This window comes from Streptomyces spinosus (assembly GCF_020400655.1).
Lineage (GTDB): Bacteria > Actinomycetota > Actinomycetes > Streptomycetales > Streptomycetaceae > Streptomyces > Streptomyces argyrophylli.
The window spans coordinates 104,485-118,602 of record NZ_JAINRC010000014.1; the positions used below are offsets into that span (position 1 = coordinate 104,485).

The following is a 14,118-nucleotide window of genomic DNA, read 5'->3' on the forward strand; positions in this document are numbered from 1 at the left end:
CCTTCCCGGCACACCGCGCCGGACGAGACGAACCGGATGAACCGAGGGGAGCCGATGGACGAACCGTCCGCCACGCAGCCGGAGCCGGGCGACACCACGGCGAGCGTGATCGCCACGCGCGGCCTCACCAAGCGCTACCGCGGCGGACAGCTCGCCGTGGACGGTCTGGACCTGACCGTCCCGGCGGGCAGCGTCTTCGGCTTCCTCGGCCCGAACGGCTCCGGCAAGACCACCACCATCCGCATGCTGATGGGTCTGATCGAGCCCACGGCGGGCACCGCCCGGGTGCTCGGCCGGCCCATGCCGAAGGCGGCCCGTACGGTCCTCCCGCAGGTCGGCGCCCTGATCGAGGGCCCCGCCCTGTACGGCTTCCTCTCCGGCCGGGACAACCTGCTGCGCTACGACGCCGCCGACCCGACCGCCGACCCGCGCACCCGGCGTGTCCGCGTCGCCGCGGCGCTGGACCGGGTCGGCCTCGCGGCCGCCGCCGGCAAGAAGGCGAAGGCGTACTCGCTCGGCATGAAACAGCGTCTGGGACTGGCCGCCGCGCTGCTCCAGCCGCGCAGACTGCTCGTCCTGGACGAGCCCACCAACGGCCTCGACCCGCAGGGCATGCGCGAGATCCGCACCCTGATCAGGGAGTTGGCCGCCGACGGCACGACCGTCTTCCTCTCCTCCCACCTCCTCGACGAGATCGAGCAGGTGTGCACGCACGCGGCGGTCATGGCACAGGGCCGGCTCGTCACCCAGGGCGCGGTCGCCGACCTGGCCGCCGGGGCGCGCGACCGGCTGGTGGTCACCACCCCGGACCCGGCCGAGGCGGCACGCGTGCTGAAGGAACTGGGCGTCGGGGACGTGCTGGCCGACGGGGACCGGGTCACCGGCGAGCCGCCCGTACGGGATCTGGCCGAGGTGACGGCGGCCCTGGTCGCGGCGGGCGTCCGGGTCCGGGGCCTCACCGTCGAACGGGCCTCGCTGGAGGACGCGTTCGTGGCGCTGACCGGGGAGGGCTTCGATGTCGCGGGCTGATGTGGTCCAGGCAGGCGCCGGGCGCCGGCCGAACCCCCTGTGGACCCTCGGGCTGCTGCGCAGCGAGCTGGTCACCACCGTCCGCCGCTGGCGCACGCTGGCCCTGCTCGGGGTGCTGGCCGCGGTGCCGGTGCTGGTCGGGATCGCCGTGAAGATCGAGACACGGGGCGGCGGACCGGCGGGCGGAGGCGGCGAGGGGCCGGCGTTCATCTCGCAGATCACCAACAACGGCCTGTTCCTGGTGTTCACCGCGCTGGCCGCGACCCTGCCGTTCTTCCTGCCGATGGCGGTCGGCGTCGTCGCGGGCGACGCGGTCGCCGGGGAGGCCGGCGCGGGCACCCTGCGCTATCTGCTGGTCGCCCCGGCCGGCCGCACCCGCCTGCTGCTCACCAAGTACGCGACGGTGCTGGCCTTCTGTCTGCTGGCCACGCTGGTCGTCGCCGTCTCGGCGCTGCTCGTCGGCGCGCTGCTGTTCCCGCTCGGCGAGCTGACGACGATCTCCGGCACCCGGATCAGCTTCGCCGAGGGGCTCGGCCGCGCCGTGCTGATCGCCCTGGTCGTCGCCGCGTCACTGGTCGGTGTCGCGGCCCTCGGCCTGTTCGTGTCGACGCTCACCAACAGCGGCATCGCGGCGATGGCCACCACGGTGGGTCTGCTCATCACCGTGCAGATCGTCGACCAGATACCCCAGCTGCACGCGCTCCAGCCGTATCTGTTCTCGCACTACTGGCTGTCGTTCGCCGACCTGATGCGCGACCCGGTCTACTGGGACGACCTGGTGAGGAACCTCGGTCTGCAAGGGCTGTACGCGGCCGTGTTCGGCGCGGCGGCCTGGGCGCGGTTCACGGCGAAGGACATCAACGCCTAGCGTCCGCTCACCGGGGTGCGGCGCCGACGGTCTCGTACGGGAAGCGCGCGAGGGGCGCGTCCTGCGCGAAGAACGTCTTCGCGCGCGCCAGTGCCCCGGTGTCCTTGCGTACGTCGCCCGGCGCGCTGCCGTTGCCGAGCAGCACCCCGCCGAAGCGCATCCGCAGGTAGGCGGCCGAGTTGTTGAGCGTGCCGGCGTACGGGTCGGCGACCGACGGCTCGTCGTCCGCCAGCGCGGCGACGCCCCAGAGGGTGCGGCCGGCCATCGTGTCCCTGAAGTCGACGCCCGGGGTGCGCAGCCAGGCCGACCAGTAGTCCAGGTAGCGCTTGGTGAGGCTGGAGACCGAGTACCAGTACAGCGGCGAGGCGATCACGATGTCCGTCGCCGCCAGCGTGGCGTCCAGGAGCAGGCCGGCCGGGGTGTCCGGGGACGGCCGGACGTGGTCGCTGTCGTGCCGCAGGTCCGCGAAGTCGGGCAGGGGGTGGTCGGCGAGGCGGATCCAGCGCTGTTCGGTGTCGCCGGGCAGCTGCGCGGCGGCCTCGCGGGCCAGCAGTTCGGTGTTGCCCGCCTCGCGGGCGCTGCCCAGGACGAAGAGGAAACGTCGGCTCATGGGTCCCCCATGCACGTCGTGTCGTACGCCGGTTGAGTGCGTGCGCATTCTATGCACACGCAAGCAATTTCCGCCAGGGTGTGGCTGGTGCGATGCTGTGACGCCGCGGTGACGTGGAAAACCGTCGGGAGCGGACACACTGATGGGCAGGACGCGTACGACCGGACCGCGACGCCGGGGGAGTGAGGAACACCGATGGCTGGACTCAGCTTCGAGAAGAAGCGGGCGCCGCAGCCCGTGGGCCGTCCGGCGGCGGTGTCCGTCCGGGTGTCCGGGGCGGGCGGCGCGTCGGTGGACGGGGCGCGGATCGTGGCGGCACCGGGCCAGGAGATCCAGCAGGCCGTGCTCGACCACCTCCAGCGCCTGGCCATCAGCGTCGGCGCGCCCATACGGGCCACGGTCCACGACGACCTCGCGGGCTGCGTGGTCCCCCTGGAGGTCTCGGCGGACGGCTCCAGCCGGGTGACGGGGGAGGCGGTCCGGGTGGGCCCGCGGCCGAGCGGGGCCGGGACGCCCGGCGCCGGGCAGGCCGGCGCGGGGACGTCTGGTGCCGCGACGTCTGGTGCCGGGGAGGCCGCGGCCGGGGCGTCCGGTGCCGTTCGGGGCTCGACCGGGCAGGTCGGACCGGCGCAGGTGGCGGAGGGTCCCGGCGCGGATGCCCGGGACGCCACGGCTGACAGCCTCCTCGCCGACGCACCGCCCGAGCCCACCGCCACCCCGGCCCGCGGGTTCGACGCGGTCGCCGAGGAGGTGCTCGGCGACGGGCCGCTGACCGAGACCGCCGAGGGCGCGAAGCTGCTCACCGGGCCGATGAGCCGGATCAACGAGGCGGTGCGGGCCGGCCGGATCGACACCGCGGCGGAACTGGCCGACCGGACGCTCGCCGAGGCCACCGCCGTGTTCGGCCCGGGCCACGCCGAGGTGCTGCACCTGCTCGAACTGTCCGCCTACATCGCCTACCTGGCCGGTGACCCGGTCCGCGCCTTCCGGCTGTCCCTGGACGTCGCCCGGCTGCGCCGCCAGGCACGGGACGGGGAGGCCGCCTACGACAACGTGCGGAGCGCGGCCACGGCCTGGCGCGCGGTGCGCGACCCGGAGGAGGGCCTGCGGCTGGGCCGCGACCTGATCGACCTGTGGACGGACCTCACCGCCGAGCCGGGCCCCGCCGCCGACGACCCCGGCCCGCTGGAGTCCGCCCGCGCCCGCATGGTCCGCCTGACCGACCGCGCGGCCCAGGCGGCGGCGCGGGCGTGACCGGCCCCGCGCGCGGCCGGCGCGCCCGGGGTCACTGCACGCAGAACTCGTTGTCCTCCGGGTCCGCCATCAGCACCCACCGGCCCGCGGGCTCCTCCACCTCGCGCACCACCCGGGCGCCCAGCGCCTGAAGGCGTGCCACCTCGTCCGCGCGCCGTTCCGGACCGGCGTGGACGTCGAGGTGGAGCCGGTTCTTGACGGTCTTCGGCTCCGGTACCCGCTGGAACAGCAGCCGTCGCCCGAGCCCGGTGCCGGTCGCGGGGTCGTACGGGTCGTCGGGGTGCCGTACGGCGATCAGGTCGCGGAACGCGGGCCGCCCGTGGTACTCGACGGTGGCCTCCCCGGCCAGCGCGCCGAGGGACAGCAGCCGTTCGACGAGGGCGCTGTTGTCCTCGGGGGTGTAGTGCAGCGCGGCAGCCCAGAAGTCGGCCTGTGCGTGCGGGTCAGCCGCGTCGATGACGAGCTTCCAGTGCAGGGGGGCGGGCGCCTGTGCGGTCATGGCGTCCACTTATAGCCGGACGTGTCGGCGGAGGGGGGCACTCCGCCCACTCCGGACCCCGCGGCCCCTCGGGTCAGGCGTCCGCCGGGGTCGTGGCCGGAGCGGACGTGGAAGGCGCGGAAGGCGCGGAAGCCGATGCGCGTGCCGACGGCGAGGGCGACGCCCCGGCCGTGCGGGCCGGCGGCACCACGAGCCGCGCGGGTCGCCTCGCCCACCGCAGGGCATCGCCGGTGAGGAGGATCAGCGCCAGCCAGACCAGCGCGAACCCGGCCCACCGCTCGGCCGGCATGGCCTCGTGGAAGTAGAGGACGCCGAGCAGGAACTGGAAGATCGGGGCCAGGTACTGCAGCAGGCCCAGCGTGGACAGGGGCACGCGGATCGCCGCCGCGCCGAAGCAGACCAGCGGCAGGGCGGTGACGATGCCCGTGGACGCGAGCAGGGTGGCGTGTCCGGCGCCCTCGTCCAGGAAACTGGCCCCGCCGTGCGCGGTCAGCCACAGCAGATAGCCGAGCGCCGGCAGGAACTGGATGGCGGTCTCGGCGGCCAGCGACTCGACACCGCCGAGGTCCACCTTCTTCTTCACCAGGCCGTAGGTGGCGAAGGAGAAGGCGAGGCAGAGGGAGATCCACGGCGGGCGGCCGTAGCCGACGGTCAGCACGACGACGGCGGCGAGGCCTATGCCGACCGCCGCCCACTGCACGGGCCGCAGCCGCTCCTTGAGGAGGAGCACGCCCATCGCGATGGTGACCAGCGGGTTGATGAAGTATCCGAGCGAGGCCTCGACGACGTGGCCGGCGTTCACCGCCCAGATGTAGACGCCCCAGTTCACGGTGATGACACCGGCCGCCACGGCGACGAGGGCGAGCCGCCGGGGCTGGCGCAGCAGCTCTCCGGCCCAGGCCCAGCGGCGCACGAAGAGCAGCGCGACGGCGACGAACACCAGGGACCACACCATGCGGTGGGCGAGGATCTCCATGGCGCCGGCCGGTTTGAGCAACGGCCAGAACAGGGGTACGAGCCCCCACATGCCGTAGGCGGCGAAGCCGTTCAGCAGGCCTGTGCGGTGCTCACCCTCGGACGTCGCGGCCACGTCCCCTCCTTCGTGCTCGCGCGTCCGGCGTGGACGCACGAGGACGAAGGTAACGCCGGGTGGCCCCGGATGTCATGCTCGTATCGCCATACGGTCATGACAGCCGGACGGCCGGCCCCGGGGTCAGCCCTTGAGCCCGGCGGTGACGGCCTCGGCGAGCGGCGTCGTGGGACGGCCGATCAGCCGGGACAGGTCACCGGAGGAGACGACCAGCTCCCCCTTCTCGATCGACGCGTCCACGCCCGCCAGGATCCCGGCCACCGGCGCGGGCACCCCGGCGCCGGTCAGGATGCCGGTGAGGGTCTCCACCGGGACCGCGTTGTAGACGATCTCCCGGCCGGTCTGCCGGCTCAGCTCGGCCGCGTACTCGGCGAAGCTCCACGCCTCGTCGCCGCCCAGTTCGTACGTCGTGTTCTCGTGGCCCTCGCCGGTCAGCACCTCGACCGCGGCGGCGGCGTAGTCGGCGCGGGCGGCCGAGGAGACCCGGCCCTCACCGGCGGCGGCCACGACCGCGTCGTGCTCCAGCACCGGGGCCAGGTTCTCGGTGTAGTTCTCGTGGTACCAGCCGTTGCGCAGCAGGCTGTAGGGCAGGCCGGAGGCGAGCAGCACCTCCTCGGTCGCCCGGTGGTCGTCCGCCAGCGCGGCCGTCAGGGTGCCCGGGGCGCTGGTGTAGGCGAGCAGCGCCACGCCGGCCGCCTTGGCCGCCTCGATGACGACCGTGTGCTGCCCGACCCGGCCCTTGTCGAACTCGTTGCCGGAGATCAGCAGGACCTTGTCGCCGGCGGCGAACAGGCCGTCGAAGGTCTCGGGCACGTTGTAGTCGGCGACGGCCAGCTTCACCCCGCGGGCGGCGAGGTCGGCGGCCTTCGCCTCGTCCCGCACGACGGCGGTGATCCGGTCGGCCGGCACCTTCTCCAGCAGCTGTTCCACGACGTGCCGGCCGAGGTGTCCGGTGGCTCCGGTGACGACGATGCTCATGAGGGGTGGCTCCTTCTCCAGTGGGTACGCCACTCACCCTAGGAGAGGCGCTAACTCAGCGAAAGTACCCACTTTGGAGTAAGGTACTGGCATGCCGGTAAGCAAGAACGCGGTGGACGCCGAGGCGATGTGCCCGCACCGCCTGGTCCTGGAGCACGTCACCAGCCGCTGGGGTGTCCTCGTCCTCATCGAGCTGCTGGAGCGGCCGTACCGGTTCAGCGAGCTGCGCCGTGCGGTCAGCGGGCTCGGGGGCCGGGGCGTCAGCGAGAAGATGCTCACCCAGACGCTGCAGACCCTGGAGCGCGACGGCCTGGTCCACCGGGACGCCAAGCCGGTGATCCCGCCCCGCGTCGACTACTCGCTCACCGCACTCGGCCGCGAGGCGGCGGAGCAGGTCCGGGCCCTCGCGCGGTGGACGCACGCCCGCATGGACGCGGTGGAGGAGGCCCGCCGGGCCTACGACGAGAACCGCCGGGCGTACGACGAGAGCCGCCGGGCGTACGACGAGAGCCGCGGCGCATACGAAGAGGCCCGGGAGAACCGGTCCCGGGCCTCCTGAGCCGGCGGACGGATCAGCCGACGACCGTCCAGGTGTCCCCGCCCGCCAGCAGCGCGGCCAGGTCACCCTTGCCGTGCCGCTCGATCGCGGTGTCGAGCTGCTCGGCCATCCGGACGTCGTACACCGGACGTTCGACCGAGCGGAACACCCCGATCGGGGTGTGGTGCAGGGTGTCCGGGTCCGCCAGCCGGGACAGGGCGAACGCCGTGGTCGGGGACGCGGCACGGGCGTCGTGCACCAGGACGTCCGCCTCGTTCTCCGGCGTCACGGTCACCACCTTCAGATCGCCGGTCCGTGCGTCGCGGACCACGCCTGACGCGCCGTCCGCCCCGAAGCGGATCGGCTGCCCGTGCTCCAGCCGGATCAGCGCCTCCTCGGCCCGCTGCTTGTCCTTCAGGGCGTCGAACGCGCCGTCGTTGAAGATGTTGCAGTTCTGGTAGATCTCGATCAGTGCCGTGCCCGGGTGGTCGGCCGCGGCGCGCAGCACCTCGGTCAGGTGCTTGCGGTCCGAGTCGATCGTGCGCGCCACGAAGGACGCCTCCGCGCCGATCGCCAGCGACACCGGGTTGAACGGCGCGTCCAGCGATCCCATCGGCGTCGACTTGGTGACCTTGCCGACCTCGGAGGTCGGCGAGTACTGGCCCTTCGTCAGGCCGTAGATCCGGTTGTTGAACAGCAGGATCTTCAGGTTGACGTTGCGGCGCAGGGCGTGGATCAGGTGATTGCCGCCGATGGACAGCGCGTCGCCGTCACCGGTGACGACCCACACGCTCAGGTCCCGGCGGGAGGAGGCCAGGCCCGTCGCGATGGCGGGGGCGCGGCCGTGGATGGAGTGCATCCCGTAGGTGTTCATGTAGTACGGGAAGCGGGAGGAGCAGCCGATGCCGGAGACGAAGACGATGTTCTCCCGCGCGAGACCCAGCTCCGGCATGAAGCCCTGCACGGCCGCGAGGATCGCGTAGTCACCGCAGCCCGGGCACCAGCGCACCTCCTGGTCCGACTTGAAGTCCTTCATCGACTGCTTGGCCTCGGCCTTGGGGACCAGCTGGAGCAGCCCGTTGGTGGCGTCAGTCATCGATGGCCTCCTTCAGCGCCGCGGCGAGCTGTTCCGCCTTGAACGGCATGCCGTTGACCTGGTTGTAGGAGTGGGCGTCGACCAGGTACTTCGCCCGGATGAGGGTGGCGAGCTGCCCGAGGTTCATCTCGGGGACGACCACCTTGTCGTAGCCCTTCAAAACCGTGCCGAGGTTGCGCGGGAAGGGGTTGAGGTGGCGCAGATGGGCCTGGGCGATCGACTCGCCGGCCGCGCGCAGCCGCCGTACCGCCGCCGTGATCGGGCCGTAGGTCGAGCCCCAGCCGAGCACCAGGGTGCGCGCGCCGTGCGGGTCGTCGACCTCCACGTCGGGAACGTCGATGCCGTCGACCTTGGCCTGCCGGGTGCGGACCATGAAGTCGTGGTTGGCCGGGTCGTAGGAGATGTTGCCCGTGCCGTCCTGCTTCTCGATGCCGCCGATGCGGTGCTCCAGCCCCGGGGTGCCCGGGATCGCCCACGGCCGGGCCAGGGTGTGCGGGTCGCGCTTGTACGGCCAGAAGACCTCGGTGCCGTCCTCCAGCGTGTGGTTCGGGCCGGAGGCGAACCGCACCCGCAGGTCGGGCAGCTCGTCCAGGTCGGGGATGCGCCACGGCTCGGAGCCGTTGGCCAGGTAACCGTCCGACAGCAGCATCACCGGGGTGCGGTACGTCAGCGCGATCCGGGCCGCCTCCAGGGCGGCGTCGAAGCAGTCGGCCGGCGTCCGCGGCGCGACCACCGGCACCGGCGCCTCGCCGTTGCGGCCGTACATCGCCTGGAGCAGGTCGGCCTGCTCGGTCTTGGTCGGCAGACCCGTCGACGGGCCGCCGCGCTGGATGTCCACCACCAGCAGGGGCAGCTCCAGCGAGACCGCGAGGCCGATCGTCTCGCTCTTCAGGGCGACACCGGGGCCGCTCGTCGTGGTCACCGCCAGCGAGCCGCCGAACGCCGCGCCCAGCGCCGCGCCGATGCCGGCGATCTCGTCCTCGGCCTGGAAGGTGCGCACGCCGAAGTTCTTGTGCTTGCTCAGCTCGTGCAGGATGTCCGAGGCCGGCGTGATCGGGTACGACCCCAGGAACAGCGGCAGATCCGCCTGGCGGGACGCGGTGATCAGGCCGTAGGACAGGGCGAGGTTGCCGGAGATGTTCCGGTAGGTGCCGACCGGGAAGGCCTTGGCGGCCGGCGCCACCTCGTAGGAGACCGCGAAGTCCTCGGTCGTCTCGCCGAAGTTCCAGCCCGCGCGGAACGCCGCGATGTTGGCCTCGGCGATGTCGGGCTTCTTCGCGAACTTCGACTTCAGGAACTTCTCGGTGCCCTCGGTCGGCCGGTGGTACATCCAGCTCAGCAGCCCCAGCGCGAACATGTTCTTGCTGCGCTCGGCCTCCTTGCGGGAGAGGTCGAACTCCTTCAGCGCCTCCACGGTCAGCGTGGTCAGCGGCACCGGGTGGAGGCTGTAGCCGTCGAGCGAGCCGTCCTGGAGCGGGTCGCTGGCGTACCCCACCTTCTGCAGGGCCCGCTTGGTGAACTCGTCGGTGTTGACGATGATCTCGGCTCCGCGCGGGAGATCGCCGATGTTGGCCTTCAGGGCGGCCGGGTTCATGGCGACCAGGACGTTCGGCGCGTCACCGGGGGTGAGGATGTCGTGGTCGGCGAAGTGGAGCTGGAAGGACGAGACACCCGGCAGGGTGCCGGCGGGGGCGCGGATCTCGGCGGGGAAGTTCGGGAGGGTGGAGAGGTCGTTGCCGAAGGAAGCGGTCTCCGAGGTGAAACGGTCCCCGGTGAGCTGCATGCCGTCACCCGAGTCCCCCGCGAACCGGATGATCACCCGGTCCAGGCGCCGCACGTCCTTCGCGCCGCCCGGTTTGCGCTGCTCTCCCACGACGGTTCCGTCGGTCTGCTCCGCTGGGCTGCTGACCTGGCTGGTCACTGAACTGGACCTCCTTCGAGGCGGCTGTCCGGGGCCTGGTCGTCCCACGGACCATCCCAGGATCAACCCTACGTCGGTTAGGGTCGCCTTCCCGAGGCCATCCAGGGATTGGACGACATTTCGAGACGGCCTGTCGCGCTGTGTGCACATCATGTCCCGCATCGCCGGAGCACCGGTCAAGGCGCTCCCCGCGCGTGTACAGGTTCTCTCCTCCGGCGCCCGTCCGGAGCCCCGGTCGCCCCCTACGGCTCACTGAGGGCCTTCCTCCCGGGTACCCGCCTCCACCGAAGCGGGAGCGGCTGACGGGACGCTGACGGGAGGCTGACACCGGTCCGGCCGGCTAGGAGTTCAGGTAGGTGAGAACGGCCAGAACCCGCCGGTGGTCGCCCTCGCTCGGGGCCAGGCCGAGCTTCAGGAAGATGTTGCTGACGTGCTTCTCGACGGCGCCGTCGCTGACCACCAGCTGCCGGGCGATCGCCGAGTTCGTCCGCCCCTCCGCCATCAGCCCCAGCACCTCGCGCTCCCGGGGCGTGAGCCCCGCCAGCACGTCCTGCTTGCGGCTGCGGCCGAGCAGCTGCGCGACCACCTCCGGGTCCAGTGCCGTACCACCCTCGGCGACCCGCACCACCGCGTCCACGAACTCCCGGACGTCCGCCACCCGGTCCTTGAGCAGATAGCCGACGCCCCGGCTGGAACCGGCCAGCAGCTCGGTGGCGTAGCGCTCCTCGACGTACTGCGACAGCACCAGCACCCCGAGCCCGGGGTGCAGCCGGCGCAGCAGCACGGCCGCCCGGACGCCCTCGTCGGTGTGCGTCGGCGGCATCCGTACGTCCGCCACGACCACGTCGGGCAGCTCACCGCGCTCGTCCAGCTCGGTGATGGTCTTCACCAGCGCGTCCGCGTCGCCGACGCCCGCCACGACATCGTGCCCGCGGTCGGTCAGCAGCCGGGTCAGGCCCTCCCGCAGCAGCACTGAATCCTCGGCGATGACCACCCGCACCCTGTCCTCCACGATTCTTCCGGCCCCCCACAGCCCGATCCCCCGCGACGCCGTCCGCCCCGGGGCGTCCTTCGGGGGTCCAGCATTCCAGCAATCCCCCCGGTCCGCCGCCGGACCGGGGGAATGTCGGGGGAACACCGGGGGCGTGCCGGGGCGTGTCCCCGGGGAGCGGACCCGATCTCATGCGCTGCGCCGGGCGGATGCCCGGGGGCTTCGGCGTGCGGCCGTTTCGGAGCGCGGGCGCTTTGGTGTGCGGCCGTTCCGCAGCTGGCGGTGCACCGGACGGCCGCGTGGTGCGTCGGCATGGGCTCCGGCGCGACCAGGGGCCGGCCCGCACCGACCCGGGCGTTTTGGTGTTCAGCCGCGCCAGGGGAGTTCCGCGATCACCCGGGTGGGGCCGCCCGCCGGGGAGTCCACCATGAGGATGCCGTCCACCGCGTCCAGGCGGGCGGCGAGACCGGCCAGCCCGGAGCCACGGGACGCGTCGGCGCCGCCCACGCCGTCGTCGGTCACCTGGAGCATCAGCCGGTCCTGCGAGCGCCACACATCGACGGAGGCGGACCGGGCGCCGCTGTGCTTGCTGATGTTCTGCAGCAGCTCGGAGACGGTGAAGTAGGCGATGCCCTCGATGGCGGGCGCGGGCCGGGCCGGCAGGTCGACCTCGACCCGCACCGGTACCGCGCAGCGGGAGGCGACGGCCGACAGGGCCGCGTCCAGGCCGCGGTCGGTGAGCACGGCCGGGTGGATGCCCCGGGCCAGGTCGCGCAGCTCCTGGAGGGCCGTCTTCACCTCGCCGTGCGCCTCCTCCACCATCCGCGCCGCCGTCCGCGGGTCCTCCCGCAGCTTCTCCTTCGCCAGCCCCAGGTCCATCGCCAGGTTCACCAGCCGGGCCTGCGCCCCGTCGTGCAGGTCCCGCTCGATGCGGCGCAGATCGGCGGCGGCCGTGTCGACCACGACCCCCCGGTCCGACTCCAGCTCCACCACCCGCGCCGACAGCGGCGACGGGCCGAGCAGCCCGCGCACGAGCAGCCCGTCCACGGTCGTCAGGGCCCGTACGAGCCAGGGCGCGGCCAGGGTGAACACCAGCCCGACCAGCGCGGTCACGGTGATCTCGAAGGGGTTGTCGAGGTAGACGCTGTGGTGGGCGTCGCCGTAGAGCTGGATCCCGCCCTCGCCGGCGTACGCCGGGAACACCCAGAACCACAGCGGATAGGTCAGCAGCCCCCAGCCGCAGGACCAGAAGGTCACCGCCACCGAGAACGAGAACACCGCCCAGGGGAACTGCACCAGCGCGTACAGCGCGTGCCGCCAGGAGGCTCCGCTCTTGAGCATCGCGCCCATCCAGGCCGCCGCACCCTGTTTGCGCGGCCGCAGCGGTTCCGGGTCGGCCACCTCCAGGTCCAGCAGGCCGCGCGCCCGCGCCCGCTCCAGCACGCCGAAGCCCCGGCAGCCGGCGAGCGCCGCCGCCAGCACCGGGATGCCGAGGAAGGTCACCAGCAGGCCCGCGCCCAGCGCGACCATCGTCACCGTCCAGCTGAACAGGACGGTCGCCACCGGCAGGCTCAGCAGCACGTAGCCGAACTCGCGCCGGCTTCGGCCCTCGAAGGGCGCCCGCAGCCCGGCGGGCAGCCGGTGCCGCGGCTCGCTGCGGGTGGCGTACCCCTGTCCGTAGTCCGTGACCATCGGTGTCGTCCCGTTCTCCTCGTTCCGGCGGCGGTTTCCAGCCGTACCTCCAGGGTCGTCCGCCGGGCCCTGCCGGGACATGGAGTCCGTCGGCGTCTTGAGCGGGGGGTTTTCCCCACCCCCCCCGCTCCGCCCGGCCGCGGTGCCGGGGTGGGCGCCGCGGTCGCGCGGCCCGGAAACGCGGCCACGCGCGCGTGAGGCGTTTCTCGCGTCTCACGCGCGCGTGGCGCCGCGGCGGCCGGCCATGTGCGGGCGGGGCCACCGCTGTGCCCTGGCGGGCGGGGTCACTCCTGCCGGTCCCGCCAGGGCAGCTCCGCCGTGACCACCGTCGGGCCGCCCGCCGGGGAGTCGACGACGAACAGGCCGTCCACCGCGCCCAGCCGGTCCGCCAGGCCCCGCATCCCGCTGCCCCCGTCCAGCCGGGCGCCGCCCCGGCCGTCGTCCCGGACCTGGATGAGCAGCCGGTCCTGCGAGCGCCACACGTCGACGGAGGCGGACCGGGCGCCGCTGTGCTTGCTGATGTTCTGCAGCAGCTCGGAGACGGTGAAGTAGGCGATGCCCTCGATGGCCGCCGCGGGCCGGGCCGACAGGTCCACGGTCACCGTCACCGGTACCGTGCAGCGGGAGGCGACGGCCGACAGGGCCGCGTCCAGGCCGCGGTCGGTGAGCACGGCCGGGTGGATGCCCCGGGCCAGGTCGCGCAGCTCCTGGAGGGCCAGCTTCACCTCGCCGTGCGCCTCGTCCACCATCGCCGCCGCCGCGTCCGGGTCCTCCAGCAGCTTCTCCTTGGCGAGGCCCAGCCCCATGGCCAGGTTGACCAGCCGCGCCTGGGCCCCGTCGTGCAGGTCCCGTTCGATCCGGCGCAGGTCCGCCGCCGCCGTGTCCACCACGATCCCGCGGTCGGACTCCAGCTCGGCGATCCGGCGCTCCAGCTCGTCCGAGGGCGACAGCAGCCCCCGCACCATCGCCCGGTCCAGGTTCGCCATGCCCCGCGCCAGGTACGGCAGCACCGGCCACAGCACGAACAGCGAGACCAGCACCGTGCAGAACGTGAGGACGCCCCAGGGCAGCCGGATGGCGTCGTACAGCAGCGTGCGCCACCCCACCGGGTCCTTCAGCGCCATCCACAACCGCTGCACCGGGCCGCCGCCCTTCGCGAGCGGCAGCGGCGAGGGCTCCTCCACCCGCACCCCGAGCAGCTTCCGGGCCCGGGCCCGTTCCAGTTTGCCCAGCTGCCGCGCGCCCAGCAGGGACAGCGCGAGCAGCGGGAGACCGATCACGGTGAGGGTGAGGGTGCCGCCGGCCACCAGCACGGTGACCGCGTACGCGAATCCGAACAGCGCCACCGGCAGGTTCAGCAGGAGATACGCGATCTCCTTCCAGGTGTGCGCCTCATAGGCCGGCCGGGGCGGCGGCAGCCGGTGCGGGCCGTCGTGTCCGTCGTGTCCGCCGTCACCTGCACGGCCGTCACGTTCGTCGGTGCCGCCGGTCCGGTCGGCGGCGGGGCTGGGAGCGGTCATGCTGATCAGCCTGCCGTGCGCGGCACCGTCCA

Annotated in this window: 13 protein-coding genes; 4 read left to right on the plus strand and 9 right to left on the minus strand. The window is 73.0% G+C overall.

All coding sequences use genetic code 11. From position 1 onward, the window contains the following. Positions 1 to 54 precede the first annotated feature (54 nt). Positions 55 to 1,029, plus strand: coding sequence for an ABC transporter ATP-binding protein (locus LG395_RS26295; protein ID WP_171153773.1), 975 nt, complete (start codon positions 55 to 57; stop codon positions 1,027 to 1,029). Beyond that, positions 1,016 to 1,897 (plus strand): ABC transporter permease, encoded by an 882-nt coding sequence (locus tag LG395_RS26300; RefSeq protein WP_171153771.1) that lies wholly within the window; start codon positions 1,016 to 1,018, stop codon positions 1,895 to 1,897. Before LG395_RS26295 ends, LG395_RS26300 begins: the two co-directional genes overlap by 14 nt. Positions 1,898 to 1,904: 7 nt before the next feature. Here the strand turns inward: LG395_RS26300 and LG395_RS26305 are convergent, their stop codons facing one another. Next, complete coding sequence (locus LG395_RS26305) at positions 1,905 to 2,507, minus strand: flavodoxin family protein (RefSeq protein ID WP_171153770.1); 603 nt, start codon at positions 2,505 to 2,507, stop codon at positions 1,905 to 1,907. A 195-nt stretch (positions 2,508 to 2,702) separates the two neighbouring features. On the opposite strand from LG395_RS26305, the gene LG395_RS26310 reads away from it, so the two are divergent. Then, positions 2,703 to 3,761 carry a tetratricopeptide repeat protein gene (locus LG395_RS26310; protein WP_225811545.1) on the plus strand — a complete coding sequence of 353 codons (1,059 nt, stop codon included), beginning with the start codon at positions 2,703 to 2,705 and terminating at the stop codon, positions 3,759 to 3,761. A gap of 31 nt (positions 3,762 to 3,792) precedes the next feature. Here the strand turns inward: LG395_RS26310 and LG395_RS26315 are convergent, their stop codons facing one another. The 3 genes from LG395_RS26315 to LG395_RS26325 all read right to left on the minus strand — a co-directional run bounded on the left by LG395_RS26315 (position 3,793) and on the right by LG395_RS26325 (position 6,328). Beyond that, the gene (locus LG395_RS26315) at positions 3,793 to 4,260 is read right to left on the minus strand and encodes a VOC family protein (protein ID WP_171153768.1); all 468 of its coding nucleotides are present in this window, start codon (positions 4,258 to 4,260) and stop codon (positions 3,793 to 3,795) included. Between the two features lie 73 nt (positions 4,261 to 4,333). Next, complete coding sequence (gene rarD / locus LG395_RS26320; RefSeq protein ID WP_225811469.1) at positions 4,334 to 5,350, minus strand: EamA family transporter RarD; 1,017 nt, start codon at positions 5,348 to 5,350, stop codon at positions 4,334 to 4,336. Positions 5,351 to 5,473: 123 nt separating this feature from the next. After that, positions 5,474 to 6,328 (minus strand): SDR family oxidoreductase, encoded by an 855-nt coding sequence (locus LG395_RS26325; protein WP_225811470.1) that lies wholly within the window; start codon positions 6,326 to 6,328, stop codon positions 5,474 to 5,476. Positions 6,329 to 6,419: 91 nt separating this feature from the next. On the opposite strand from LG395_RS26325, the gene LG395_RS26330 reads away from it, so the two are divergent. After that, positions 6,420 to 6,887: a winged helix-turn-helix transcriptional regulator gene (locus LG395_RS26330; protein ID WP_225811471.1), complete on the plus strand. Its 468-nt coding sequence runs from the start codon at positions 6,420 to 6,422 to the stop codon at positions 6,885 to 6,887. 13 nt (positions 6,888 to 6,900) lie between these two features. Here the strand turns inward: LG395_RS26330 and LG395_RS26335 are convergent, their stop codons facing one another. From LG395_RS26335 to LG395_RS26355, 5 genes are all read right to left on the minus strand, one after another. Next, a complete protein-coding gene (locus tag LG395_RS26335) occupies positions 6,901 to 7,962 on the minus strand; it encodes a 2-oxoacid:ferredoxin oxidoreductase subunit beta (RefSeq protein ID WP_171153761.1) in 1,062 nt (353 codons plus the stop codon). Next, positions 7,955 to 9,883, minus strand: a complete 1,929-nt coding sequence (locus tag LG395_RS26340; RefSeq protein ID WP_225811472.1) for a 2-oxoacid:acceptor oxidoreductase subunit alpha — start codon at positions 9,881 to 9,883, stop codon at positions 7,955 to 7,957. Before LG395_RS26340 ends, LG395_RS26335 begins: the two co-directional genes overlap by 8 nt. Before the next feature lie 340 nt (positions 9,884 to 10,223). Then, on the minus strand, positions 10,224 to 10,883 hold the full coding sequence (locus LG395_RS26345; protein ID WP_505016511.1) for a LuxR C-terminal-related transcriptional regulator: 660 nt from the start codon (positions 10,881 to 10,883) through the stop codon (positions 10,224 to 10,226). A gap of 357 nt (positions 10,884 to 11,240) precedes the next feature. Next, positions 11,241 to 12,566: a sensor histidine kinase gene (locus LG395_RS26350; protein WP_171153755.1), complete on the minus strand. Its 1,326-nt coding sequence runs from the start codon at positions 12,564 to 12,566 to the stop codon at positions 11,241 to 11,243. Positions 12,567 to 12,850: 284 nt separating this feature from the next. Continuing rightward, entirely contained in the window at positions 12,851 to 14,086 is a 1,236-nt protein-coding gene (locus LG395_RS26355) for a sensor histidine kinase (protein ID WP_225811473.1), read from the minus strand. Positions 14,087 to 14,118 lie beyond the last annotated feature (32 nt).